Genomic DNA, 24,954 nt, shown 5'->3' with positions numbered 1-24,954 from the left:
TAGTTAAGCCCTTCTGCGCCGATGGTACTGCACTGGTTACGGTGTGGGAGAGTAGGTCGCCGCCGAACTTAATTTGGCCCTGCGGGTTGAGCGCTTCATGCGCTCCCCGCAGGGTTTTTTCATGCTTGAGCCGCCGACAGGGTGACGTAACCCGGCGAGCGGGTGATGTGAGCCGAGCTCGGCTTGTCCGTCCCTACCGTGATCGTCATGAACGATCAGTGGGCAGGGGAGGCACCATTGCGGTGGCGAGCGCGCAGGAGGCGGGGCAGGCACGCCCGCGAGCCCGCGCCGTCCTCGCAGTCAATCCTGCCCGCGGTGCTCGGCGTCGTGCTGCTGGTGTGCCTGATCCTCCTCCTGCTGACGTACCTCTAGCGGGACTGCAGCGCGTCGAGCGCGACGGCCTGAGCGATCACGAGCCGCCGGTCGACGCCGGGATCCTGGATCGGCACCAGGTAGTGGTCGCGGATCCAGGTCTTCTTGTCGACGCTGAACACGGGAGCGCCGTTCTCCTTGGTGAAGTCGAAGTGATACCGCATGGGGAACGGCGCTTCGCCGACGATGGGGATCCACTGCCACAGCCGGCGAATGCCCGCGAACAACTTGTTGCGCTCGGCGCCCGTCGTCTTGCCCCAGCCCGGCTGCTCCAGGTGCCACGTCGACCGCAGCAAGGACTTCGCGAAGTCCTTCCGGAACAACCCGATCGACCTGCCCTGCGCGTCCGTCACGTCGTAGCCGCTGCCGAGGTCGAGCGCCTTGCGGGCGTTGAACTCGAACAGCACCTGGCTCTTCGACGAGTCGGTGTAGATCGTGATCCGTTCCTTGATCTTGAACTTCTTCTGCTCGGCGTAGCCGACCAGCTCGCCCGGTTCGCCGGCGTTGTCGACGAAGACCTCGTAACGGTTGGTCATGAACGTGACCTTCTGGTGCACGTGCAGGACCTGCACGCTTTGCAGACTCACGGCTCACCCTTCTCGACTGGGACAGGAACCAGGCTGCCAGTGGGGAACCGGCGCTCGTTGCGCTCGATCTTGGCGAACGCGGCCTCGACGAGATCGACCCCGAGTTTGTCCGCCAGCCTGGTGAGGTAGTGCATCACGTCGGCGAGCTCGTCTCGCACGTTCCAAGCGAGGTCTGGGTCTTTCATCGCATTTTCTGCCTCTTCGGGCGTCAGCCACTGGAAGAGGTCGGTGAGCTCGCCGACCTCCGCGGACAACGCCATCACCAGGTTCTTCGGCGTGTGGTAGCTGTCCCAGTCGCGGGCAGCGGCGAACGCCCGCAACGCATCCCTCAGGTCCACGAGATCACGCTCACTCATGACCCATTAAGTACCACCTGGACGAACGAGCAAGGATGGCGGTCAATCAAGCATGGATCGTCCGCGTCAACGTTGATTGGCTCTAGTCATGTCAACATTGAGCGGAATCAAGTCGTCGTCCATCCTCGTGCTCGCCGCCACCGGCAAGACCGGCCGCCGCGTCACCTCACTGCTCGGCCCCGCCGCTCGTCCTGCGTCGCGGTCGTCGGCCACCAGGTTCGACTGGGCCGCGCCCGACACCTGGGAGCCTGCCCTCGCCGGCGCCACCGCCGTCTACGTCGTCCCGCCGGACAACCCTGCGCAGCTGGCCGAGTTCGTGCCGCTCGCCGTGAAGTCCGGCGTCACCCGGCTCGTGCTGCTGTCCATGCGCGGCGCTCCTGACGACGACCCGTTCGAGGCCGCGATCAAGGAGTCCGGCGTCGAGTGGACGATCCTGCGTCCGACGTGGTTCATGCAGAACTTCGACGAGGACCTGTTCGCCGGTCCCGTTCAGCAGGGCGAGCTGGCGGTGCCCGCAGGCCAGGGCATCCACCCGTTCATTGATGTGTTGGATATCGCCGAGGTCGCCGTCGTCGCGCTGACTCAGCCGGGTCACGCCGGGCAGACCTACGAGCTGAGCGGGCCCGAGTCGCTGTCGTTCCCCGAGATGCTGGCGCGGATCGTCGAGGTGACTGGCGACCCCATTCTGTATGCAGACGTCGATCCGGACGAGTTCGCGGCGTCTCTGCGCGGGCTCGGTTATCCCGACGAGATCGCCGACCTCGTGACCATGCTGTTGGTGCGCATCCGCACGGGAGCCGAGGCGCACCTGTCCGACGGAGTGCAGCGCGTCCTGGGGCGTGAGCCGCGCACGTTCGCCGACTACCTGGGCAGCAGCAACTTCGCCTGAAGACCGCGCGTGCCCTCGTTGGTGATGACGGCTTCGCAGAGCGCCCGTCCCGTGCGGGCACGCCACTCCTGGGCGAGGTCGCAGTAGCGCAGTCCCATCGCGTAGCTGAGCTGGCCGATGCGTTCCCCTTCGAGGAGCACCTCGAGGGTGTGTTCGCCGACGTGCGTGCCGTGAGCGATGCGGCAGTCACGGAGCTCCGCGATGACGTGGACGGGTGTCCGGCCGTTGACGACGCGGTGCAGCACGAGTTGATGTGCGTCCTGGCCCGTGACGGTGACCTGCTGCTCGGCGGGCATCGTCGGTGCCGTGCCGAGAGCCTCGTGGTCGAGCAGCAGCAGCCGAGGGGCACCGAGGTGCAGGTGCACGCCATAGCTGTGCTGGCCGCCGCCGACGATCCGGGCCGGACATGCGCCGACCTCGCCGTGCTCGGCCAGTTCGAGAAGAAGTGGCCGGTAGTCGGCGGCCTGGTCGTCACGCAGGTAGCCGGCGGTGATCGCGGATCCGTCGCCGCGCAGCAGGTCGACGCGCACGGCCTGGTCGTCGTGCCGGTTGACGGTCTCCGGCACGAGCACCGCGGTAGCCGGGATCGCCTCGTCGAGCGACTGGGCCGTCGCGTGCCTCACGACCTCGGCGATGGCGTCCTGGTAGTGCGACTCACCGACGATCGCGACCCGCCCCGTCGTGGACAGGCGGCGGATGCGGGAGCGGGTGCGCGTCGGGACGATCTGCTCGGGCGTCGGTCTGTTCTTGGTGCCGATGAACATCAACGCGAACAACGCGAGCCCGATGACGAAGCCCAGCGGGCCGAAAGCAACGGTCAGAACCAGCGCGAGCACGGCGACGGAGATCAGGACTGCTGCGGGCGAGGGCTCTGTGCGTTGCTGCATCGTCATGGGGCGTCCTCACGACTCGGCTACCCGTCACTCTCAGTGTCGGGTATCGGCAGCGATGCGTTTCACAAATCGCTCGTTTGGCCTAGTACAACTGGTTGAGAACTCCAGCCGGTGACCGGAATGCGTCGAGGGTCGGGATCGTCAGCCATCGGTGGCCGCGGATTTTCCTCCGCGAGCTTCTGCGTGGCCCCGAGCGACGCCCACGCCCGCGCCAAGCCGTAGGAGACGCCGCCGAAGAAGAGCACGCCGACGAGGAAGCCCCAGCTGTCGGTGAAGACGCGGAACACCGCATACCCGGCCATCGCCGCGGTGAGGACGCTCAGCACCAGCATCGCGTGGTGCATTCCGTGCTTCACCTTCTGCTGGTTGGGCTGCATCGACTGCTTGTCCTGCAGGTCCCACAGCTTCTTGGCGTTCGCCCACCGCGAGTTCTCCAGCGGCGGTCGCGGATCGGCCTTGGCTCGCGCCCTGGCCCGCTCGACGACCAGGCGCATCGTCGTCTCGACGTCGTCGACCGGCAGCAGCCACTCCTGGCCACCGCCGATGACGCGCAGCACCGGGCCGGGCGTGAGGGTGAGCTCGCTGGTGTTGCCGAACCGCCACTGCGCCGGTGTGTGCACCGTGCCGGCCTCGACGTGGCTGATCCGGTCGAACCGGATCGCGACACGCCCGACCGGCGCCTCCGGGTGCCGCGGCGGTGGCAGCTTGTCGAGCAGCAGCCGGCGTGACTGCACCCGCAGCCTGCCGTCGCCGCGCAGTCCGATGGCCACCTCGACGGCCGAACGCCGCACGTCGCGGGTGATCGGCCGCGACACGATCTTGGCCGCCAGCCAGGCGAGCCCCCAGGCGACGGCCGGGGTCGCCACGCCCAGCACGAGCTTCTGCCAGCCGTCGATCAGTCCGGTGAGGACTCCCATGAACGCGAGCGGCGCGGCCGGCAGCAACGCGATCCTCGGCCAGGCCGCCGTCATCCACCACAGCCCCGCGAAGAGCAGCACCGCCACCGGGACGGGCCAGAACCCGTCGTAGCCGGTGAGGTTCTTCAGGAACTGAGCGGTGAAGTCGAACCCGTCTCCTCTGCGGAACAGGTACGTCGACAGGGTCCGGTACGCGGCCGGCACACCGACGTAGCTGAGCAGGAGCAACGGCAGCGCCAAGAGATAGCGCACGAACATCATCTCTGGTCCCCCAGGTCGATCAGTGGACCAGGGTAAGGCGCGCACGTCCTCGCGGTCCTGGTTCTCCACCACCTGGCAGTGCGGTGAGGACGAGGCCGAACACCAGGCCGTTGAGCTCCTCCAGGCCGAGGCTCAGCTCTTTGGCGACGTGCAGCGGCGTCGTGCCGTTCTCGCGCAGCACCTTGAAGACCTTGGTGAGCAGCTTCGACGTCTCTCGTCGCGCCATCGGTCCGTGAGCTCTCGCGTTGGCGCGGGTCGCGAACTGCGTCTCGGACACGTGCCAGTGCAGGTGGCTCGTGCCGGGCAGTTGCTTTTCGGGCATGAGGAACTCGGCGGCGAACTCCTCGGACTCGTCGTGGCCGAGCAGGACCGCGACCTGCTTCGCCGCGTCGAACCTGGCCTGCTCCGGCGTCGCCGCCGGGCTGAGGAACACGTACGGCGTCCCGTTGTGCCAGCAGGAGAACGCCTCCTGCTCGGCGCAGTCGACCGGCAGCGAGAACACCCGCACGCCACGCGACTCCAGCAGCTGCACCATGTTCGGTGCCGGCAGCGTGTCGAGCCGCCACGCCAGCCGCGTGTCCTCCGGCGACGTGCGCGGCGGCGGCAGATCCGGCTGCGGCAGCACGAACAACCGCTCCAGCCACGCGTTGAACTCGATCGCCAGCTGCGCGGCCGCCGTGGCCTGCGCACCTCGCGGGGCGGTCTGCGGCCGCGGCGGTTCCGGCAGGGTCAGGAAGGACGCCGGAAACCCGAGCGCCGCCGCCAGCGACTCCGTTGTGGACGGCCGCGGCCTGCGCAGTCCGCGCTCGTACTCGCCGATCGCCCGCGCCGGCACCCCGGACTTGCGGGCGAGCTCGGCCGCGGTGAGTCCGCGCCGGGTGCGGGCGAGCGTGAGTCGCGACGGGGTGAACATGATCCGGCCATTCTCACCGCTGGCCCAGCCGGGCGCCACGTGGGGCCGGGATGAGTCCGATCGGTTGCACTTGGGCCGTTCGGACCACCACCGCAGGCGATCTTGATATATGTGTGGGGTGACCGAGGTGAAGCTGCTGGTGGACGCCGGCGCCGTTGACGACGCCGAGCTGGACCGCCTGACCACGTCGCTGTTCAAGGACCTCCGCACCACCGGGCTGGTGAAGGTCGTCCGCGGCGAGGGCGAAGTACCGGCCAACAGCAAGACGGGCACCGCGGCACAGCTCGGTGAGCTGATCATCACCGGCGCCTTCTCGACCGCGACGGTCGCCACCCTGGGCCGGGTGATCACCGCCTACATCGGGCGCACCAAGGCCAGGTCGGTCGTCTGGCAGGACGGCGAGCGCAAGGTGGAGCTCACCGGAGTGTCCAAAAAGGACCAGCTCGCCCTCGTCGAGCTGCTCGCGGACGAGCGGGACGAGCCGGTCGAGTAGATGAGCAAGCGTCTCGCACTGCTGATCGCGACGTCGCGGTACCTCGACCCGAAGCTGGACCCGCTGCTGTCGGTGGCCGAGGAAGCCCAGCAGCTGGCCCAGTTGCTGCGCGACCCGCTCGTGGGCGACTTCGAGCAGGCGACGGTCCTGATCGACAGCACCAAGAGCGTGATCGAGCACCGCCTCGAGCAGCTGCTGCGCGACCGCGACGTCAACGACGAGGTGCTGCTGTACCTGTCGGGCCACGGCATCAAGAACGATCATGACCAGCTCTTCTTCGCCGCGCACGACACGGACCGCAAGGCGCCGTACTCGACCGGCGTGCCCGCGTACGTGGTGCAGCGGTTGCTGGAGGAGTGCGAGGCACGCGCCAAGATGGTGCTGCTGGACTGCTGTTTCAGCGGCATGTTCACCAAGCGCCCCACCGAGATGTCCGCGTCGAAGGTCAACGTCGACCACCAGCTGGGCCGCGGCACGTACGTGATCACCGCGACCAACGAGCTGGAGTACGCGTACGAGGACGACCGGCAGAAGTGGGGCGAGACGCAGCGGTTCTCGGCGTTCACCGACGCCGTCCTCAAGGGACTGGGCACCGGCGCGGCCGCCCAACCGGGTGCGGGCATGATCAGCGCCGAGGACCTGTACCTCTACGTGCGGGCCGAGGTCGCCCGCGGCGGGCTCAACCAGACGCCGACCAGGAGCAACAAGTCCGAGGGCTCGTTCAAGATCGCGAACGTCAAGTCGCGGCGCCTGGTCACCGACGGGCTCGACCGGCCGCCGGTCGTCGCGGACCTGCTGCCGGCGGAGATCGAGCCGACGCGGTTGCAGATCCCGATCGGCCGGGCGTACCAGGACCGTTCGGCGGCCGACGACGTGTTGCGGCTGGACCTGACGGGCCAGGACGGGCACCTGGCGATCGTCGGGCGCATCTACTCCGGCAAGTCCACGCTCGTGCACACCCTCATGGCCGGGTTGTCGGCCGGGCGGACACCTGAAGACGTGAGCTTCCACTGTCTCGACTCGGCCGGTCGGTTCGGTGCCCTGCACGCACTTCCGCACCTGAAGAACGTGCTCGGGCCCGCGCAGGAAGATCAGGTGAAGGCGCTGTTCCGCACGTTGGACGCGCTGCTGGCGGAGCGCGACCGGCTGTTCCGCTCGACCGGCCTCAGCCTCAACTCGTACCGCCGGATGCGCGGGCGGAACGTGCTGCCGCCCGGTGACCACGGCGACGTCTTCCTCGTCATCGACGGCTGGGAGCAGTTCAGCGAGAAGCTGCCAGAGCTGGATCGGCTGGTGCACGGCGTGGCGAGCCGCGGTCTGGGCTTCGGTGTGCACGTGATCATCACGGCCCGGCACTGGCAGGACATCCCGCCGCAGCTCGCGAGGCTGCTGCCCGGCAAGGTCGAGCTCGTGCTCGACGATCCGGCCCAGTCGCGGATCAGCGCCGAGCTCGCCGCGACGCTGCCGGAGCAGGCCGGCTGGGGTCTGCACGGCGGCCGCCGGTTCCTCTGCGCGGTGCCGAAGGACGACGACGAGGACGACGCCGACATCGACGAGCTGATCGCGCGGCTGAAGGATCCGTCGGTCGCGCAGGACCTGGTCGTGTCCGGTGCCGCGGAGCCGGCGCCGCCCAAGGACTTCCTGCAGGTGCTGGGACTCCCGGCCGACGTGGACGAGGCGTGGCGGGTGCGACCGGTCCAGCAGCGGTACCGGGTCCCGTTCGGGGTCGGTCTCGACGGCGAGCTGGTCGAGCTGGACCTGAAGGAAGCCGCGTTCGAGGGCATGGGGCCGCACGGGATCGTGATCGGCGCGACCGGCTCCGGCAAGTCGGAGCTGATGCGGACACTGGTGCTGGGGCTGATGGCCACGCACTCGCCGGAGTCGCTCAACCTGATCCTGATCGACTTCAAGGGCGGGGCGACGTTCCGCGGCTTCGAGCCCGCGCCGCACGTGGCGGCGACGGTGACGAACCTGAGCAACGACCTCGCCATGGTCGATCGGCTGCGGGAGGCGCTGGCCGGCGAGATCTCCCGCCGCCAGGAGCTGCTGGGGGCCGGGCACCACAAGAACCGCTGGGAGTACGAGGAAAGCGGCGCGGAGCCGTCGTTGCCGCTGCTGTTCGTGTGCGTGGACGAGTTCGCGGAGCTGTTGTCCGCGAAGCCGGACTTCCTCGACGTCTTCATGGCGATCGCCCGGCTGGGCCGCAGCCTCGGCATCCACCTCCTGCTCGCGTCGCAGCGGCTGGACGAGGGCAGGCTGCGCGGGCTCGACGGCTTCCTGTCGTACCGGATCGCCCTGAAGACCTTCTCCGCCACCGAGTCCCGCGCGGTGCTGGGCGTGCCGGACGCGTACGAACTGCCCGCCGTTCCCGGTACCGGCTACCTCTACGCGCAGGGCTCGCCGCTCGTCCGGTTCGACGCCTTCTACGTCTCGGGGACGCGGGCCGACTCGCCGGAACCGCTGTTCGAAGCCCTGGTGCAGCGGATGGCCGGTCGTGGCCCCGCGGCGCGTGAGGTGTGGCTGCCGCCGCTCGACCAGTCGCCGACGCTGGACCAGATCGCCGTGTCCGCGACCCCGCCGCTGGTGGTTCCGGTCGGTGTCGTCGACAAGCCGTTCGAGCAGCGCCGCGACTACCTGTGGGCGGACTTCGCGAACGGGTCGGGCCACGGCGCCGTCGTGGGCGGTCCGCAGTCGGGCAAGTCGACCCTGCTGCGGACGATCATCGGGTCGATCGCGTTGACGCACACACCGCTGGAGGTGCAGTTCTACTGCGTCGACCTCGGCGGCGGCCGGCTGGCGAGCCTGCACGCGATGCCGCACGTCGGCGGTGTGGCCGGGCGACTGGACACCGACCTCGTGCGCCGGATGGTGGCGCAGGTGGAGACCGTGGTCGCCGGTCGCGAGCGGCGGTGGCGCGAGCTGGGCATCGAGTCGATGGCGGACTTCCGCGAACGCAGGCGGCGCGGCGAGACCACCGACGACTTCGGCGACGTGTTCCTGGTCATCGACGGCTGGGCGAGCTTCCGCCAGGACTTCGAGCTGGTCGAGCCGCAGGTGCAGGCGCTCGCCACGAACGGCCCGTCCTACGGCGTGCACGTGATCATCGCGACCAACCGGTGGGCCGAGATCCGGCCCGCGATGAAGGACCTGCTGACCACGCGGTTCGAACTGCGCCTCGGTGATCCGTCCGAGTCGGAGATCGACCGCAGGACGCAGGTGAACGTCCCGGTGAACCGGCCGGGCCGCGGTCTTTCGCAGGACAAGCTGCACTTCCTCACCGCGTTGCCGCGCGTCGACGGCGTGCCCGATCCCGCGACGACCTCGGAAGCGTTGCAGGGCCTCATCTCCCGTGCGTCGGAAGGGAGTCCGGGCGTCCGCGCGCCCGCGGTCCGGCTGTTGCCCGACAAGATCAGTGTCCGCGAGCTGCAGGAGATGCCGGGACATAAGGTCCCGATCGGCGTCAACGAGTCCGATCTGGGCACCGTGCACCTGGACTTCGACGCCGAACCGCACTTCATGGCGTTCGCCGACGGCGAGTCGGGCAAGACGAACCTGCTGCGGACGATCGTGCGAGGCATCCTGCGGTGCTACACCTCGAAGGAGGCGTTGATCGTCCTGGTGGACTACCGCCGCACGATGCTCGGCTTCATCGACACCGACCAACTGCTCGTCTACAGCGTGTCGGCACAGCAGACCACCGACGCGGTCCGCGAGGTGTCCGCGTCGCTGAAGAGGCGCCTGCCTGGGCCTGATGTGACGCAGGAAGAGCTCAGGGATCGCTCGTGGTGGACGGGTCCCGAGGTCTTCGTGGTGATCGACGACTACGACCTCGTCGCACCGCAGGGCGGCGTGAACCCGTTGCAGCCGCTGGTCGAGTTCCTGCCGCAAGCCAAGGACGTCGGCCTGCACGTCGTCGTGGCGCGGCATACCGGGGGCGTGTCACGCGCGCTGTTCGACCCGGTGCTCGGCAAGCTGAAGGAACTCGCCACGCCGCTCTTCGTCGGGTCCGGCTCCAGGGAGGAGGGCAACATCGTCGGCAACCTCAAGCCGTCGTCGCAGCCTCCTGGCCGAGGCACTCTCGTCACCCGCAAGCACGGTCAGCAGCGTCTGCAGTTCGCCTGGACCGACCACGAATAACTGTTCAGTTGTGCCGTTGCTCAGCGGCGCAAGGCGATCGGGAAGTCCACCTCCTCCGGACCGTCCACATTGGGCGCCTTGAGCTGCGGGAACTCCATCGGTGGCAACGGAATCCGATGCGCCCACCGCTCGATGATCTGGTTCTGCGGCGTCGGCTCCGGCTGTGCCACCTCCCGCAACACCACCAGCCGATCCTCCAGCTGCAACGGATAGGTGACCAGGAACCACAACTTCAGCCCTTCGCTGCGCACGTTCTCGAACAGCGCGAACTGGTCGTGGTCGTTGTCCCGCATCATCGCCGCAATAGCAGGCCCCTTCGCGTAGTCACTGCGCAACGGCGCGTCCTCCGACCCCGTCCCCCGGTTGCCCTGCAGGGTGCCGAGCAGGATCGGCCGCGACGGGTGGCGGATGAGGCCCGCGTTCCAGTGGTCGAGCCGCTGCCACCCCTCCGCCGCCAGCAACTGCCGCAGCGTGCCCACCCGATGAATCCAGTCGAGCAGCCCCGGCGCGTTGGTGGGCCCGAACGGCGGCGAGGCGGCGCGCGCGTCGATGCCTGCGGCGATCGCGCGGTCGAGGACGGCGAGGCGCAGACCCAGCTCGGCGAGCCGCTCGTCGGTGGTCGGGGTGAGCTTGTGGAAGGCGGCGTTGGTCATGGGACCGACGGTAGCGACGGGGTCTGACAATTCCGGGAAACTGCAGTTCGTGTACCGCTACGTCGACGCGGGGCCCGCGCCGCCGGCCAGCTCGGACGCGACGTCGCGCGTGATGCGCAGAACTCGGAGGACCGGCACCGCCCCCGAGCTGGCGGTTCGGCGTGCGCTGCACCGGCGCGGGTTGCGCTACCTCGTGGACGTCGCTCCGCCTGGCACCAATCGGCGCAGACGTGTGGACGTGCTGCTGCGAGGGGGAAGATCGCGTTGTTCGTCGACGGGTGCTTCTGGCACTCGTGTCCGGAGCACGGCCAAGTGCCCAAGGCGAACCGCGAGTGGTGGACGGTGAAGCTGCACGGCGTCGTCGTCCGGGACAGGGACACCGATGTGCAGCTGGCAGCTGCGGGTTGGCTCGTCGTGCGCGTGTGGGAGCACGACCCGGAAGAGGTTGCCGACCGTGTCGTCGCGCTCGTCGCCTCTCGCGCGATCAGGCCGCCACCGGTGTGAGCTGGTGCAGCACGTCCCGCTCACCCAGCCGTTCCCGAGCCCACTCCACCACCGCGGTCTCCTGCGCGAACAGCACGATCTGTCGATCCTCCGACAACCGCAGCAACAGATCCAACACCGCACGAGTCCGTGCATCGTCGGCCTGCACCGTCACGTCGTCCAACAACAACGGACACGCCTCAGTAGCGAGGTGTTGAGCCAGCGCCACCCGCAGCAGCAGATAGACCTGCTCCGCCGTGCCGAGCGACAACCGCGAAGCCTGGTGCCACGCCTCGGAAGCCGCGCACACGCGCACGGTCAGCGACACGGGATCTACGGCGGCATCCACATAGCGTCCGTCGGTCACGAGAGGCAGCCACGAACGCAATGCTTCTTCCAGCGCCGGCGCGATCGTGCTGTGCACCTTCTCCCGCGCCGCAGCCAGGTAGCGAGAGGCGAGATCGATCGCCTCGACCTCCGCCGTCACCTCGGCCAGCTCAGCAGCGGCGGCCTGCACCGCCTCCTCCGCATCCGGAACGCTGGGCAGCACCCGCGCAACCTCGGCGACGGTCGCCGCCAGCGAGGCACAAGACGCGGCCGCGGACGGATCAACGGGATCGCAGGCGGCGTACCGGAGCGCGTCTGCCACCAGGTGAACGTGGTGGGTATGTGCGGCGGAAATGCGAGCTTCGAAGTCATCCAGAGTGCCGTTGGCCAGCAGCGACTGCAGTTCCGCCCACGCGTTGCGCTCCTCCTCGGCCTCGCGCAGCAGCCGGTCCCAGCCGCGTTGCCACTCGGCGATCGCGCGCAGCAGGTCTTCCGGGCGCTCGCCGGAGCCGCCGATCGCGGTCACGGCGTTGCGCAGCAGAGCCAGCGCGCGAGTGTGGGCGAGGGTGGCCTCGGCGACGGTGGCTTCGGCCAGGCGGCGGTCTGCCAGGGCTTGGGCCAGCAACGGGCGTTGGGCCGCCATCAACGCTTGGCGGGCGCGGACCTTGCAGTCGGTTTCGTAGTCGATCAGCAGGTCCGGCACGGACATCGTGTTCTCGACCTTGCCGCGCGCGGCAAGCTCCACCCGCACGACCTTCTCGGTGCGGGCCACCTCACACACCAGGTCCGCGTGTTCGGCTTCCCATGCGGGGCGATTTGCCAAGCGCCACAACGTTTCGCGGTCCGGGGGCACGCCGAGAGCGACGCACGTCGTGACTGCCGCGTCGTGCACGCGCACGGCTTCCGACGCCACGGCTCGTTGGCCCTCGGCTTCGGCCAGCCTGCGATCTGCCACGAACAGCAGGCTGCGCGCTTGTTGGGCGGCGACGGCGCGTTCTGCGGCGAAGGAGACGGCGGCTTCGCGTTGGGATGCGTTGCCGCGGGCCAGAGCGCCGCCGACACCGGCGATCAGGGCGGCCACGAGCACGCCGATCGCGGCCATTTGCTGGTCCACCAAGAAGAGCAGCACACCGACGACGGACGTCAGGCAGCTCAACGCCAGCAAAGCGTTGCGCAGCACCGGGTTCGGCGTCGCGATCTCTTGCACCCGCACGGCGGCCACGTCGGCCTCGACCTGGACGCGGGCGGCGTTGGCGGCGGCCTCGTCCTGGAACTGGCGGGCGCCGTCCACCTCGATGGACGCGGTGGTCAGGCGGGAGCCGGCGGCCGGGTCCAGGCGGGTCGCGAGGCCGCGCAGCTCCGACGGTTCCGCCGTGGTGGCGGGTGACGGGCGGCGCTCGTTGTGGGCCGCGGCGACTGCGGACGCGGTTTCGTAGGCGGTCGCGACGACGCGGAGTTCGTCGTCCAGTGCGGTCTCGCCGACGGGGAACTCCGGCAGCGCTTCGAGCTCGCCTTCCAGCGTCGCGGCCGACGGACCGGTCAGCACGCGCGGAGTCGGGGCGGCACGCCACGCGGCCAGCGCGCGGTTGACCAGGTGGGTCAGTTCCTCCTGCGCGGCCAGACCCGACGGTGGGCCGTCGCTGAAGCGTTCTTGCAGCTCTGCCAGACGGGCCGCGCGCACGGTCAACGCCTCCAACGCGGCAGCGTGCGACTCAACGGCCAGGCGCGCGCGGGCCGCTGCGGCCGAGCGGGCTTGTGCGCTCAGCTCCAGGTATCGCGCGTGTTCGCGGCGCGCCACGTCCAGGTCGGTTTCGGCTTCCCGCAGACGGTTTCTGGCGTCCCGCAACGCGTCGACAGGTGCGGTGAGCCGTTGCAAGGCCTGCTCCACGGTGCCGTCCGTGCCCGCGGTGGCGGCGGCGCGGCGCAGGTGGTCCTGGAGGCCGTCGGCCGCGTCCAGCACCGACAGCAGTTGCGCCTGGTCCACACACGCGGTGGCGGCGAACGACGTGCGGTCCAGGCCGACCCGCCGTGCGACGTCCGGGCTGGCGTCGTCGTTGAGGTCACGGTCGACGCACACGACCTCGCCGGACTCAAGCGACACCGTTGCGGCCACACGCCACGACTCGCCGTGCCACGGACGGTGCCGCGACGACGGTTCGCCGCACAGCGCGGCGCGAATGGCGGCGTGCCAGGAAGACTTCGCGGACTCGTTCACACCCGACACCACGGTCAGGCCCGGCGCCAACGGCAGCGTGCGGTCGTGCAGAGGCCCGAAGGCGTGCGCGGTGACCGACTCGATCTTCATCGTTCCTCCAACGCACGCAGACCGGTGGCGAGCACGCGGCCGCGCAACGCCGTGTCCAGAGACGGATCCGCCAGCACGTCACGCACGAACTGGCCGCGCACGGTTCGTTCGCCGGCGACGGAATCGAAGTCCAGCAACGGAAACGCCTTGCAGCTCTCCGCGATCAGCCCGAGCGACCGCGATGCCGACACGTCGAACACCTCGCGCGACACCGTGCCGTCCTCGTGCACCGTGCACAGAACGGCGCCGCGCTCACCGGTTTCGCCTGCGGTCAACGGATCCGGGTTGCCGGGGAACGTGTAGCGCACGGCGTGCTCCGGCGTGTGCACGTGTCCCAGGAAGGCGTGGTCCAGGCCGGTGATCGCGACGTCGTCCGGCGCGGATCCGTGGCACAGCGCCAGGTTCACGCCGGCGCGGTTCACCGCGAAGCCGTCCAGGAAGTCGCGGGCCGGGCCGGGACCGACGTGCGCGGCGCCCCACAGCGTGACGCCGTCGGTGAGCTCCACGGGCGTCAGGCTCTCCGAGGAGAACACGTGCACGTTCGGCGTCCAGTCCACCTGCTGGTAGACCGACTGCGGCCCGTACCAGTCGTCGTTGCCCGGTGCGAGGTAGACCGGCACCGAGCAGTCGAACGACGACCGCAGGAACGAGGCCGTGGAAGGGGAACAGCGATCGTGCTCGTACAGATCGCCGGCGCAGAGCACCGCATCGACGTGCGATTCCTCCGCGAGCTCGACGATGCGGCCGAGCGTGTCGCGCAACGCCTGGCGCCGCGCGGGACCCGCGTCGGAAAAACGCGTGTCCAGGTGCAGGTCCGCGAACAGCAGCAGTTTCACCGGTGCCTTCAGGTGAGGTCGATCGTGCCGGACAGGGTCAGGGTCGGCCGGAGCGCCCGCACGACCGACGCGGTGTCGGCGTGCCAGCCGCGCAGTTCCGCGACAGTCGGGTTCAGCTCGTAGCCGTGGTGCCGGATCGCGCGGCTCAACGCGTGCCACAGCTGGGAAGCGTCGTGTGCCACGTCAGCGTCCACATGCGACGGAAGCCTGAGCAGCAGCGCGTGCACGGGCTGATCGGTGTTCTCCGCGCCGCAAGCGCGGGCCACCGACCGTTCCACCGCGGTGCGCAACAGCTCGGCGCAGCATCGGATCCGCACGCCGTCGAGCTGGTCGGGGCGCGCCAGCAGGTTCGCGACGCAGATCAGGCGGTCCTGCACGTCCGCGGGCATGTTCGGGGGGAGGGTCATCTCTGCAGCCACCCCGCCAGCAGTTCGGTGTCGCGGATCAGCACGTCGAGATCGCCGCCGTCACCGCCGACGCGGCACGCCTGCAGCAGGTCGACGGCCCACGAGCCGACGACGTCCTCCAGGTGTGGCATCAGCTTTCCCGGCTCAGCGAGGTCGTCGAGCACGGCCAGCGCGAGCTTCTGCCTCGTCGTCAACGCGCACTCCAGCACGCGTTCGACCTCGGCGTGCGGCATCCCGCGGCCGAGCCGTTCCCGCCGGAACCGGGCGTGCGACGCCGCTTCCAATGCCGCCCGACAGCACGACGCCACCAGCTCGGCCCGCAACGCCTCAGGCAGGTCCTCGTCGCCGCGCATCGCCCGTGCGTCGTTCAGGCACCGGCCAACGGGATCGTCGGACATCCGCACCCGCACCACGGACTCCTCGCCACGGCAGACCTCCCAGACCGTCGCCGCGAGCCGCAACCGCCGCAGCGCCTCCACCAGCCGTTCGTCGTGTGTGAAGACCACGACCTGGCGAGTGAGACCGACGTCGGCGAGCACCTGCGCGAGACCATCCACTTTGGATGGATCCATCGCCTGCACCGGGTCGTCGATCACCACGAACCGGAACGGGCTCTCGTCGACCATCGCGCGCGGCAGGAACAACGCGAGCCCCAGCGAGTGCAGTTCGCCCTGGCTCATCACCGCCAGCGCCGAGTTCGAGACGCCGTCGACCGACACGTCCAGCTCGACGTTGCGGGTGCCGCCGAGCCGCACCGCGCCCAGGTCGACGTTGCTCTGCTGGCGCAGTCGCTGCCAGATCCGCTGCGACTCCTTGGCGAACGGGGCGATGCGCTCGGACCGCAGCGTCGCGGCCGTCTTGCGGATCCAGTTCTCCGCCTCGGTCACGTCGGCCAGCACCTCGGCGTCCGCAAGCGCTTGCTGCGCCTGCGAGTGCCACTCGAACAGCGCGAGCGCCATCGGCCGCCAGACGAGATCGCGCCGGTCGATCTGCTCCTTCGCGACGGTTTTCAGCTGGTCCACAGCCTGTATGAGGTCTGTGTACCGGTCGAACAGTTCTTGTCGCAGTCGCACGGGGTCGTCGATCGAGACGCAGTCCTCCCACGCCTGCCACGCCTGCAGCGTGGCGGTCGTGTCGAGCATGTCCTGCGCTTCCAGCAGCACGTCCGGCGCCGGCTGACACAACGCCCGCGCTGCCGCCACCGCGACGTCCAGCCGGTCCGCGGCGTCGTGCAGCTCCGCGGCGGCCTTGGCGAGGTGCTCGGCGCGCTCCTTGGCCTTGCCGAGCCACAGCCCGTCGAGCCGGCCGAGATCGCACACCGGGCACGACTGGTTGCCGCCGGACTCCTGCAGCTGGATCGCGAGCCGCAGGATCTCGCTGCACCGCAACGAGTCCTGCGCGTTATCCGTTGCCACAACCGTGACAGCCCCTAACGCCAGATCGAGGGTCTCACGACACCTGTCGATCTCGTCGTCGGGCGGCAGCGGCAGGTCCACGATCTGGTGCAGCAGGCTCGTTCCGCTGCCGACGTCCGCGCCCAGTGCCAGGTCCGCGATCGCGTCGAGGTCGGGGGAGTCGCTGCCGAGCAGTTCGGCGGCGCGGCGGGCGCGTTCGTCGGGGGACGCCGCCAGCTCCGTCCGCACCCGTTCGCGCCGGTCGTAGGGACGGGCGACGATCTCGGCGAGGCGTTTGCGGTGCTCGGCGAGAGACTGTTGTGCTTCGGTTATAGCCTCTAACCCCAGCAAACGGTGTAGCGCTTCGTAGAGGTCCTCAGGCTGCGCGTCGAGGACGGTCCCCAGTTCGCTGTAGGGCAGAAACGGCCGGTAGGTCTCCAACGCGTCGTGCCACCGTCGGTCGTCGAACGGGACGTCGTCCTGGGTCCACTCGCCCTGCGCCAGGTCCTCGTCCGCCGTCCAGCGCCTGCGGATCGTGGTCCTGTTCGCCTGCCCGGCCTGCACCAGCTCCAGCTCGACGGCGGTGTCGTGCTGGTGCAGGTTGCGCCAGCCCTGCCGCCACACGTCGTGCCGCGCGCGGGTCCACCGGGCGTTGTAGCCGGTCAGTGCCAGTTCCGCGGCCTCGGCGAAACTCGACTTGCCGGAGCCGTTGCGTCCGGTCACGACGGTCAGTCCCGGCCCCGGTGCCAACGGCAGGCGTGCCTGGGGCCCGATGCCGCGGAAGCCGCGCACCCGGATCTCCGACACGAAGATCCCCTGGCCGGGCCCGTCCGTCCGTTCCCGCGGCGCCTCCTCCTGGGCGGGCACACCGGCGAGCGCGCGCTCCAGCGCTGCCTCGCCACGGCACGCCGCCAGCACCAGTTCCGCCGCACGTGGGGTGAGATCGTCTTTGGCCAGTCGCCCGGCCATCAGTTCGAGTAACCCGGCTTCACCCGCCACGGTCACATTTCCTCCAGCTGCCACCACTCGATAGGGCGGCAACCTAGGAGCCAAATGAGACCTACTGGTGAGTACTCACACGATCGGGTGGTGTTACATAGGGTGACTAAAGTAGTCCGCCCTCGTTATGGCTCCCACACTTCCAGCGCCCGGACGACGAAGTACGCGTCGGGCACGTAGGTGCCGTGCTTGGGGTAGGTGGTGAACTCGGCCTCGGTCGAGCAGTTCTCGCGTTGGTAGACGCTCGCGTCCCTGCTCAGGCGGTTGACGAAGGACCTGCCGACGATGTTCAGCGGGATGCACTCATCGGGGTTCGCGGACTCCAGGTCGAGCCGCTGCACGGCCCCCGTGTAGTCCGGTCCAGCCCACACGCAGAACTCGCCCTTGTCGCAGTTCTTGTCACTCTGTGCAACAGCGATCCCACTGGAGGCAACCGCGCCCGCAGTGATCACCAAGGCGGCGATGAGGCTCTTCGTCGACATGGGCGCACCTCCGTCAGACAACGAGTGTGCGTCCGTTTGGATCAATCGGCGAGACGATCTTGCAGCGCCATGGCGTCGCGCGGGGCATACGCCTTGGCGTCGTTGTCGAAGTACACGAAGACGTCGCCGTGCTTGCGCCACTTCCTGACCTTGTTCGCCCACATGTCGAGGCCCTCGTCGGTGTAGCCGCTGACGTACAGCTCGTCGTGGCCGTGCAGCCGCACGTAGACGAAGTCGCTGGTGACCTCTTCGATCAGCGGGTACTTGCCGGCGGCGTCCGCGACCACGAGCGCGATGTCGTGGCGTTTGAGGAGGTCGACGAACTCCGGCGTCCGGAAACTCTCGTGGCGGACCTCGAGTGCGTACCGCATGGGGCGCTCAGCGTCCGTGGTGGTGTGGGCCGGGTCGACGCGGTGGTCGTGGAGCTTGGCGACCTCGGCGGCCTCGGTGGTGGTGCGGGGGAGGCCCTCGAAGAAGCTGGTGAGCAGGCCGGCGTCGAACTGCAGCGTCGGCGGGAGCTGCCAGAGGATCGGGCCGAGCTTCGGGCCCAGTGCGAGGACGCCGGACGCGAGGTAGTTCGCGAGCAGTTCGTTGCCGTCCTTGAGGCGCTTCATGTGGGTGATGAAGCGGCTGCCCTTGACGGCGAACTTGAAGTCTTCCGGCGTCTCCGAGGCCCACTTCTCGTAGCTCGACGGGCGTTGCAGCGAGTAGAAGGAGCCGTTGATCTCCACGGAGTTGAGCTGCTCGCTGAGGTAGGCCAGCTCGCGCTTCTGCGTGACGCCCTTGGGGTAGAACTTGCCGCGCCAGGGTGGGTAGACCCATCCCGAAGTGCCGATCCTGACCTCGCCCATTTCGTTATCGTGACACGGTGGAGGGATACCTACAGCGCATCGGCGCCTCGCGGGACTCGTCGTTGGCGGAGCTGCAGGAGTTGCACCTGCTGAGCGTCCCGTTCGAGAACCTGCACACCCACATGGACATCCGGATCGTGCTGGAGATCCCGTGGCTGTACGACAAGATCGTGACGCAGCGGCGGGGCGGGTTCTGCTACGAGCTCAACGGGTTGTTCGCGGAGTTGTTGCGGGACTTGGGTCATTCAGTCGAGCTGTTGGCCGCGCGGGTGTTCAACGGCGAGAAGCTCGGGCCGCCGTTCGACCACCTGGCGTTGGTGGTGGACGGTGCGTGGCTGGTCGACGTCGGGTTCGGCGCGTTCTCGCTGCACCCGTTGTCGTGGACGTCGCGCGAGGACCAGCAGGACCCGTTCGGGGTGTTCCGGCTGGCCGACCACGGCGAGGACGTCGACGTGTTCATGAACGGTTCGCTCGCCTACCGGCTGGAGCGCAGGCCGCGTTCGTTGGCGGAGTTCATGCCGACCTGCTGGTGGCAGCAGACCGCGCCGGAGTCGGGCTTCCGCAAGGCGCCGCGGGCGTCGCTCGCCAGGCTCGACGGGCGGGTCACCGTGACGGACGAGAAGGTCGTGATCACGAAAGACGGCCACAAGACCTCAACCGACGTCGAGGATCCTGCGGCCGCTTTCCTGGAGTACTTCGGACTTCACTTCCGGCAGAGCAACGCGTCCGGTGTCCTGCGCCAGTTGTAGGCGACGCCGGCGATGTGCTCGTCCTGTGCGCACTGACCTTTGTAGTGCCCGTTGGCCCAGTCGCCGCCCTGGTCGGGCCGGTTGTCGCCGCGGTCGAACCACAGGACCTGTGAGCTCGTCGCGGTGGCGATCGGCGCGCACACCAACGTGAAGTTCGCGTAGCCGACGGCTGCGTTGTTGAGCGGGCACTGGAGTTTCGTGTAGCCGACCGCCCAGTCGTTGGTCACGTGCTGCTCGTTGGTGACCCTGGTCGTGCTGCTCCACTGTGGACCGCTGACGCACAGTCCGCGGTTGCCCGTGTGGCTGATGCCTACGAGTTTTTCGTTCTGCGGGCACGATTCCTTGAGCAGCATGTTCCACCGGGTTTCGCGCGGAACCTGCCCGGACCGTTGTGGCGCGGTGACGAGCCGGTTCCACGCCGACGCGCGCCAGTCGTCGCCGTCGTTGACGCCCATGCGGTTTCCGTTGGCATCCCAGTGCAGCAGCGCCCATCCGTTGCCGCGCCGGTCGGTGTGGAAGCCGACCAACGGCCAGTAGGCGAAATCCGCGTCCGTCGCGATCAGGTGGTTGACGAACCGCTCGAACCAGTCGCGTGCCTTGGGGTTGCTCTCATCGCGGCCGCCGACGCCGAACTCGCTGATCCACAACGGCGCGGTGAAGTGCTTCTGCGCCTCGGTGATGAAGAACGCCTGGCGCTGCAGGACGTCCGTCAGCTCCTGCGGCGAGAGGTCCTGGTAACGCGGGTCGCTCGTCTCGCCGATTCCGGTGGCACCGCTGTGGTTCGGCCCGGTGTAGCCGTAGAAGTGGGCGGAGTAGACGAGCTTGTCGGGGTTGGCGAGCGTGTGGCTGAGGAATCTCGCCGGCTCCAGCGTCGGCCGTCCGTGCGGGAAGCCGTCGACGGGGATGCCGGTCCAGTTGATGCCTTCGACGATGACCAGCAGGTCTGGCGCGGTCTGCTGGATGCGGTCCGCGGCCTGCTGCGAGGCCTTGTGCCAGTCGTGGTCGTTGCCCCAGCCCCAGTTCGGGTCGTCCCAGATGTTGCGGCGCACCTCGTTGTACAGATCAGCGCCCACGACGCGTTTGTTGGCCTTGTACCGGTTCGCCATGAACGCCCAGTCGTTGACCCACTGGTCAGTGCTCTGGCTGGTGTTCCACCGCTCGTTGCCGTCGACGCCGCAGCACCACCTGGACGTGGTGGTGTGGTTGTTGAGGATGACGGCGAGGTTGTTGCTCGTCAGCTCGGCTACTACGGCGTCGTAGATCTCGAGCGGCCGCTTGCCGTTGAGGTGCGCGTCCTTCAACCCGTTGACGGGATTCGTGTCCTTGATCATCTGGTTGGAGAACGGCAACCGGACGCTGTTGACGCCGATCTCCTTGAAGCCGTTGATGATCGAGGCCGTGGTCGCGCGATCGAGGCCGAGCGGAACCTGGTCGGCCTTCTCGCCGGCGTGGTGGTTGGCGGGGTCGTTGCTGTCGCCGGAACCGTTCCAGGTGCCGCTCGCACCGTGCCAGTTGCCGGACTTCAGCTTGAAGCGGTCGCCGTGGGCGTCGACGATCCACCGGCCGCGGGTGCTGAGTGGGCCGGTCCAGGTCGCCGCTTCCGCTTCCGCTTGTGCGGGTGCCACGAGAGTCGCGGCCAGGAGCAGGGGAGCCAAGACGCGAATCGTTCTCATATCTGATGAGGCTAGTTGACAACCGTGGACCCGCATCAAATACTCGGAACCGAGCGATCGGAGTCGAGTGATGAAGAATCCGCTGGGTATGGCGGTGCTGGGGTTGCTGCTGGAGTCGCCGTTGCATCCGCACGCGATGGCGGCGACGTTGCGCGAACGCGGCATGGACCGCGCGTTCAAAGTGACGACCGGATCGCTCTACGACGTGGTGCGCGCGCTTATGCGTGAGGGATGGATCGAGGCGCGCGAGACGGTGAAGGTCGGTGCGCGGCCGGAGCGGACGATCTACCAGCTCACCGCGGCTGGGCAGGAGGAGTTCACCCGGTGGGTGGATCGGCTGGTGCGTGAGCCGCAGGCCGAGTTCCCGAAGTTCCTGTCCGCGGTCAGCTACCTCGGCGCGCTCGGGCCGGCCGGTGCGGTGGAGGCGTTGCGGGAGCGGGCGGAGCGGTTGCGGGCGTCGACTGAGGAAGTTCGGCGTGAGCACCTGTCGGCGTTGCAACAGGTTCCGCGGTTGTTCGTGATCGAGGTCGAGTACGCGGAGCGGATGGCCGAGGCCGAGCTGGGGTGGGTCGAGGAGATCATCGGCGAGATCGAGTCCGGTGAGCTGGGGTGGCCGGAGTGAACGTGCTGGTGGCCGGGGCCGGGCCGGCCGGACTGCTGGTGGCGGCCGAGCTCGCGCTGGCCGGGGTCGAGGTCGCGGTGGTGGACGCGGCTCCTCGGCGGTCGTCGCATCCGCGTGGCTTCACGTTGTCCGCGCGCAGCCTCGAGCTGCTCGATCGGCGCGGGCTGGCCGAGCGGTTCCTCGCGGAGGGACCCGTTGTGCCGTACGGGATGTTCCTGCCGGGAGTGTTCCTCGATCTGTCGGCGATGGACACCGATCACCCGTACACGCTCGGGATCGCGCAGAACCGGGTCGAGGAGCTGCTGGAGGAGTGGCTCGCGGAGCTCGGCGTGCGGGTGCGGTGGGGGAGCGAGGTCGTCGACTTCACGCAGGACGACGACGGCGTCGATGTGGTGGTGGGCGAAGACTGTTGGCGCGTCTCATATCTCGTGGGATGCGATGGCAGTCGCAGTACGGTTCGCAAACGCGCGGGCATCGCTTTTCCCGGTGTGGACGCGACTTCGTACGGGCTGGTCGCGGACGTCGAGGCCGACTTCGACGCGCTCGCGACCGGTGAGGTGTTCGTGCTGCCGCGGCCGGGCTACGTGCGGATCGTGCTGGAAGAGCCGGAACCGCGCTCCGGCCCGGTCGAGCTCGAGTACGTCCAGGAGCTGCTGAACGCGCGGCTGGGACGGGTTGTGCCGCTGGGGAAACCGTTGTGGCTCAGCAGGTTCTCCGACGCCGCGCGGCAGGCGGAGCGGTACGTGCACGGGCGGGTGATCCTGGCGGGGGACGCTGCGCACGTGCATCCGCCTGCCGGGGCGGTCGGCGTGAACGTGGCGCTGGCGGACGCGATGAACCTCGGTTGGAAGCTGGCCGCGACCGTCTCCGGCCGGGCGCCGGCCGGGTTGTTGCAGACCTACCACGACGAACGGCATCCGGTGGGGGCACGGGTGCTGCGGACGACGCGGGCGCAGTCGTTGCTGGGACGCGAAGATCTCGCGCCGGTGCGGGACCTGGTCGCGGAGCTGAACGGCAAGCAGCTCGCCGAGCTCGTCACCGGCCTCGACACCTGGTACGACCCGCGCATCCCCGGCGATCACCCGTTGCTCGGCCGGCTCGCGCCGAACCTTCCGGTGGTGGTGGACGGGAGGCCCACCACGGTCTCCGAGCTGCTGCGTCCGGGGCGGCCGGTGCTCCTCCCGGACCTCGGTGGCGTGCTCATCCGGCCGGACGGCCACGTCGCGTGGGTGGCAGACCCGGCGACCCTCACCGCCGCACTGGAGACTTGGACCGGTCCATGAGGCTCAGCGCGTTGTACGGGGCCGCGCCGTGCATCGTGTTGTCGAAGTAGACGTACGTGTCGCGGTCCCAGTCGCGGATCTTCTGCGCCCACTCGTCGAGCTGCTCGTCGTCGTAGGAGCTGATGTACAGCTCGTCGTGCCCGTGCAGCCTGATGTAGGCGAAGTCGGCGGTGACCGCCTCGATGCACGGAAACGTCGGTGCGTCTGACACGACGTGAGCGACGTTGTGCGCGTGTAGCAGGTCGAAGTACGCGTCGGTGCGGAACGACTCGTGGCGCGGTTCGAATGCGTGCCGACCTGGTGGGAGAGCGGCGAGGAAGTCCTGCAGGACGGCTCGGTCGAAACGCAGGGTGGACGGCAGCTGCCAGAGGATCGGGCCCTGCTTGGGGCCCAGCGCCAGTGAGCTCGTGAAGGTCTTCAGCGCGTCCTCGATGTGGCGCAGGCGTTTGTGGTGCGTGATCAGCCTGGAGCCCTTGACCGCGAAGGTGAAGTCCGGAGGGGTCTCGGCGGCCCACTTCTGGTAGTTCGAGGGTGGCTGGAGGCGGTAGAACGAGCCGTTGATCTCGATCGTGCCGACGTGCGCGGCGAGGTGGCTGAGCCAGCGCCGCTGCGGGACGTTGCGGTAGAAGCCGTCGCGCCACTCCGGGTAGCGCCAGCCCGACGTGCCGATCCTGATCACGTCATCGGGGTATCCCGGCCGCTGCCCGGCTACTCTGTAGCACTTCTCTCGGATCTGTGCTACGTTTGTGCTATGCAGCAGCTCCAGGCCATTGGGCAGCGTGAGCTCCGCAACGACAACGCGGAGATCATGCGCCGTGTCGAGGCGGGTGAGAGTTTCGTGGTCACGCGCAACAACAAGCCGGTCGCCCAGCTCTCGCCGTATCGGGAGGAAGCCGTGTCCCGTCCGCCGCTTGGTGACATCCAGGTGCTGTTCGGCACCCTGCCGTCCGTCGACGCCGACCGCTGGGAGGCGGACCGGAGGGCGGCTGACGAGGTCTTCGGCGCGGACGACCCGCTGGAAGACCCGTGGCAGAGGTGAAGCGCTGCCTGCTCGACACCTGTGTGCTGATCAGGCTCGAGCGGGCGCACCTGGGCGACTATCTGGACGCCCAGCCGTTCCTCAGCGCGGTGACGATCGCCGAGTTGGCGTTCGGGATCGACGTCGACGACCCGGTCGAGCGGGCCGCCCGCACCGAGCGGTACTACGCGGCGATGAACACGTTCGAGGTGCTGCCGTTCGGCATGGAGGAGGCCAAGGTCTACGGCCAGATGGCCTCGCTGGTGCGGCGTGCGGGCCGCAGCCCCCGGCCGCGGCGGATGGACCTGCAGATCGCCGCCACGGCATCGGTCGCGGGCATGCCCGTGCTGACGATGAACGTCAAGGACTTCAAGGACCTCGACCGGCTCGTGGAGGTCGTGCCGATCCGCCAGGTCTGACGCACCAGCTCCTGCGGATCCAGGTCGTCGTGGTGGGCCGAAACGCCTTTGACGGCAAGCGTTCACCTCTAGGCTGCCCGGCATGATCACTCCGGCGTTCACCTGCACGTGTTGCGGCCAGGAGCACAACGGCCTTCCCTTCGCCTACGCCATGGCCGCGCCCGTCTACTGGTCGCCGGAGCTCGCCGAGACCCCCGGCAACGTGCTCGGCGACGAGTACTGCGTGATCAACGACGAGCACTACTTCGTGCGCGGCCGGGTCGTGCTGCCGGTGCACGACGCCGACGAGGACTTCGAGTGGGGCGTGTGGGTGTCGCTCTCGAAGGAGAACTTCATCCGCATGGGCGACGTCTTCGAGGACCCGGCACGGGTGCAGGAGCCGCCGTACTTCGGCTGGCTGTCGACGGTGCTGCCCGGCTACGAGCCCACGACGCTCAATCTCAAGACCAACCTGCACACCCAGGAGCTCGGCATCCGGCCGTTGATCGAGCTGGAGCCCACCGATCATCCGCTGGCGGTGGAGCAACGGGAGGGCATCACTCTCGCGCGCGTTCAGGAGTTCGCGGAGATCGCGTTGCACCAGTGAGGAACTGATATATCGGTTTTGCATACCGTTTGACCTGCACCTTAGCAAT

The 24,954-nt window shown here is 68.7% G+C and carries 25 protein-coding genes and 1 rRNA gene; 12 read left to right on the top strand and 14 right to left on the bottom strand.

What is annotated here, in order from left to right:
* Positions 1–68, top strand: a 5S ribosomal RNA gene (rrf, locus tag DI276_RS53635); the annotation flags it as partial.
* A 139-nt stretch (positions 69–207) separates the two neighbouring features.
* Positions 208–372: a hypothetical protein gene (locus DI276_RS50415; RefSeq protein ID WP_157985172.1), complete on the top strand. Its 165-nt coding sequence runs from the start codon at positions 208–210 to the stop codon at positions 370–372.
* Here DI276_RS50415 and DI276_RS37015 read toward each other — a convergent pair.
* Together DI276_RS37015 and DI276_RS37010 are read right to left on the bottom strand one after the other, a co-directional pair.
* Complete coding sequence (locus DI276_RS37015) at positions 369–959, bottom strand: LURP-one-related/scramblase family protein (RefSeq protein ID WP_198681136.1); 591 nt, start codon at positions 957–959, stop codon at positions 369–371. The genes DI276_RS50415 and DI276_RS37015 overlap by 4 nt on opposite strands.
* Entirely contained in the window at positions 956–1,315 is a 360-nt protein-coding gene (locus tag DI276_RS37010; RefSeq protein WP_112272357.1) for a nucleotide pyrophosphohydrolase, read from the bottom strand. The genes DI276_RS37015 and DI276_RS37010 overlap by 4 nt, the downstream gene beginning before the upstream one ends.
* Before the next feature lie 88 nt (positions 1,316–1,403).
* On the opposite strand from DI276_RS37010, the gene DI276_RS37005 reads away from it, so the two are divergent.
* On the top strand, positions 1,404–2,204 hold the full coding sequence (locus DI276_RS37005) for a Rossmann-fold NAD(P)-binding domain-containing protein (RefSeq protein ID WP_112272355.1): 801 nt from the start codon (positions 1,404–1,406) through the stop codon (positions 2,202–2,204).
* On the opposite strand, the gene DI276_RS37000 is transcribed toward DI276_RS37005, so the two are convergent.
* The 3 genes from DI276_RS37000 to DI276_RS36990 all read right to left on the bottom strand — a co-directional run bounded on the left by DI276_RS37000 (position 2,177) and on the right by DI276_RS36990 (position 5,188).
* Positions 2,177–3,097, bottom strand: a complete 921-nt coding sequence (locus tag DI276_RS37000; RefSeq protein WP_112272353.1) for a hypothetical protein — start codon at positions 3,095–3,097, stop codon at positions 2,177–2,179. The two genes, DI276_RS37005 and DI276_RS37000, sit on opposite strands and share 28 nt — an antisense overlap.
* A gap of 62 nt (positions 3,098–3,159) precedes the next feature.
* Positions 3,160–4,266 carry a hypothetical protein gene (locus DI276_RS36995; protein ID WP_157985171.1) on the bottom strand — a complete coding sequence of 369 codons (1,107 nt, stop codon included), beginning with the start codon at positions 4,264–4,266 and terminating at the stop codon, positions 3,160–3,162.
* 28 nt (positions 4,267–4,294) lie between these two features.
* Complete coding sequence (locus DI276_RS36990; protein ID WP_198681135.1) at positions 4,295–5,188, bottom strand: helix-turn-helix domain-containing protein; 894 nt, start codon at positions 5,186–5,188, stop codon at positions 4,295–4,297.
* Positions 5,189–5,315: 127 nt separating this feature from the next.
* Between DI276_RS36990 and DI276_RS51545 the strand changes: the two genes are divergently transcribed.
* Both DI276_RS51545 and eccCb read left to right on the top strand, forming a co-directional pair.
* The gene (locus tag DI276_RS51545) at positions 5,316–5,681 is read left to right on the top strand and encodes a hypothetical protein (RefSeq protein WP_198681134.1); all 366 of its coding nucleotides are present in this window, start codon (positions 5,316–5,318) and stop codon (positions 5,679–5,681) included.
* On the top strand, positions 5,682–9,818 hold the full coding sequence (eccCb, locus tag DI276_RS36985; RefSeq protein ID WP_112272347.1) for a type VII secretion protein EccCb: 4,137 nt from the start codon (positions 5,682–5,684) through the stop codon (positions 9,816–9,818).
* Between the two features lie 20 nt (positions 9,819–9,838).
* On the opposite strand, the gene DI276_RS36980 is transcribed toward eccCb, so the two are convergent.
* Complete coding sequence (locus DI276_RS36980; protein ID WP_112272345.1) at positions 9,839–10,471, bottom strand: hypothetical protein; 633 nt, start codon at positions 10,469–10,471, stop codon at positions 9,839–9,841.
* A 312-nt stretch (positions 10,472–10,783) separates the two neighbouring features.
* On the opposite strand from DI276_RS36980, the gene DI276_RS52635 reads away from it, so the two are divergent.
* A complete protein-coding gene (locus DI276_RS52635) occupies positions 10,784–10,975 on the top strand; it encodes a very short patch repair endonuclease (protein WP_232837177.1) in 192 nt (63 codons plus the stop codon).
* On the opposite strand, the gene DI276_RS36970 is transcribed toward DI276_RS52635, so the two are convergent.
* From DI276_RS36970 to DI276_RS36945, 6 genes are all read right to left on the bottom strand, one after another.
* Positions 10,956–13,586, bottom strand: coding sequence for an ATP-binding protein (locus DI276_RS36970; protein WP_112272343.1), 2,631 nt, complete (start codon positions 13,584–13,586; stop codon positions 10,956–10,958). The two genes, DI276_RS52635 and DI276_RS36970, sit on opposite strands and share 20 nt — an antisense overlap.
* Complete coding sequence (locus DI276_RS36965) at positions 13,583–14,422, bottom strand: metallophosphoesterase family protein (protein WP_112272341.1); 840 nt, start codon at positions 14,420–14,422, stop codon at positions 13,583–13,585. The genes DI276_RS36970 and DI276_RS36965 overlap by 4 nt, the downstream gene beginning before the upstream one ends.
* An 8-nt stretch (positions 14,423–14,430) precedes the next feature.
* Positions 14,431–14,829: a hypothetical protein gene (locus DI276_RS36960; RefSeq protein ID WP_157985168.1), complete on the bottom strand. Its 399-nt coding sequence runs from the start codon at positions 14,827–14,829 to the stop codon at positions 14,431–14,433.
* Positions 14,826–17,228, bottom strand: coding sequence for an AAA family ATPase (locus DI276_RS36955; RefSeq protein WP_112272337.1), 2,403 nt, complete (start codon positions 17,226–17,228; stop codon positions 14,826–14,828). The genes DI276_RS36960 and DI276_RS36955 overlap by 4 nt, the downstream gene beginning before the upstream one ends.
* Positions 17,229–17,347: 119 nt before the next feature.
* Positions 17,348–17,704: a peptidase inhibitor family I36 protein gene (locus tag DI276_RS36950; RefSeq protein ID WP_112272335.1), complete on the bottom strand. Its 357-nt coding sequence runs from the start codon at positions 17,702–17,704 to the stop codon at positions 17,348–17,350.
* A 41-nt stretch (positions 17,705–17,745) separates the two neighbouring features.
* On the bottom strand, positions 17,746–18,555 hold the full coding sequence (locus tag DI276_RS36945; protein WP_112272333.1) for a DUF72 domain-containing protein: 810 nt from the start codon (positions 18,553–18,555) through the stop codon (positions 17,746–17,748).
* A gap of 17 nt (positions 18,556–18,572) precedes the next feature.
* On the opposite strand from DI276_RS36945, the gene DI276_RS36940 reads away from it, so the two are divergent.
* Positions 18,573–19,304 carry an arylamine N-acetyltransferase family protein gene (locus DI276_RS36940; protein WP_112272331.1) on the top strand — a complete coding sequence of 244 codons (732 nt, stop codon included), beginning with the start codon at positions 18,573–18,575 and terminating at the stop codon, positions 19,302–19,304.
* Here the strand turns inward: DI276_RS36940 and DI276_RS36935 are convergent.
* The gene (locus DI276_RS36935) at positions 19,259–20,959 is read right to left on the bottom strand and encodes a glycoside hydrolase family 5 protein (protein ID WP_332874733.1); all 1,701 of its coding nucleotides are present in this window, start codon (positions 20,957–20,959) and stop codon (positions 19,259–19,261) included. The two genes, DI276_RS36940 and DI276_RS36935, sit on opposite strands and share 46 nt — an antisense overlap.
* Positions 20,960–21,047: 88 nt before the next feature.
* On the opposite strand from DI276_RS36935, the gene DI276_RS36930 reads away from it, so the two are divergent.
* Together DI276_RS36930 and DI276_RS36925 are read left to right on the top strand one after the other, a co-directional pair.
* Positions 21,048–21,599, top strand: coding sequence for a PadR family transcriptional regulator (locus DI276_RS36930; RefSeq protein ID WP_112272327.1), 552 nt, complete (start codon positions 21,048–21,050; stop codon positions 21,597–21,599).
* Positions 21,596–22,882: an FAD-dependent monooxygenase gene (locus tag DI276_RS36925; protein WP_232837176.1), complete on the top strand. Its 1,287-nt coding sequence runs from the start codon at positions 21,596–21,598 to the stop codon at positions 22,880–22,882. Before DI276_RS36930 ends, DI276_RS36925 begins: the two co-directional genes overlap by 4 nt.
* Here the strand turns inward: DI276_RS36925 and DI276_RS36920 are convergent.
* Positions 22,848–23,561, bottom strand: coding sequence for a DUF72 domain-containing protein (locus DI276_RS36920; RefSeq protein WP_112272323.1), 714 nt, complete (start codon positions 23,559–23,561; stop codon positions 22,848–22,850). The two genes, DI276_RS36925 and DI276_RS36920, sit on opposite strands and share 35 nt — an antisense overlap.
* A gap of 72 nt (positions 23,562–23,633) precedes the next feature.
* Between DI276_RS36920 and DI276_RS36915 the strand changes: the two genes are divergently transcribed.
* From DI276_RS36915 to DI276_RS36905, 3 genes are all read left to right on the top strand, one after another.
* Positions 23,634–23,921: a type II toxin-antitoxin system Phd/YefM family antitoxin gene (locus tag DI276_RS36915; RefSeq protein ID WP_112272321.1), complete on the top strand. Its 288-nt coding sequence runs from the start codon at positions 23,634–23,636 to the stop codon at positions 23,919–23,921.
* Positions 23,909–24,319 (top strand): type II toxin-antitoxin system VapC family toxin, encoded by a 411-nt coding sequence (locus DI276_RS36910; RefSeq protein WP_112272319.1) that lies wholly within the window; start codon positions 23,909–23,911, stop codon positions 24,317–24,319. Before DI276_RS36915 ends, DI276_RS36910 begins: the two co-directional genes overlap by 13 nt.
* An 82-nt stretch (positions 24,320–24,401) precedes the next feature.
* On the top strand, positions 24,402–24,905 hold the full coding sequence (locus tag DI276_RS36905; RefSeq protein WP_112272317.1) for a DUF2199 domain-containing protein: 504 nt from the start codon (positions 24,402–24,404) through the stop codon (positions 24,903–24,905).
* Positions 24,906–24,954: the final 49 nt, after the last annotated feature.

Source organism: Lentzea terrae (genome assembly GCF_003265345.1).
In the GTDB taxonomy this organism is placed as follows: domain Bacteria; phylum Actinomycetota; class Actinomycetes; order Mycobacteriales; family Pseudonocardiaceae; genus Lentzea; species Lentzea terrae.
This window is presented reverse-complemented; position numbering and strand designations above follow the sequence as displayed.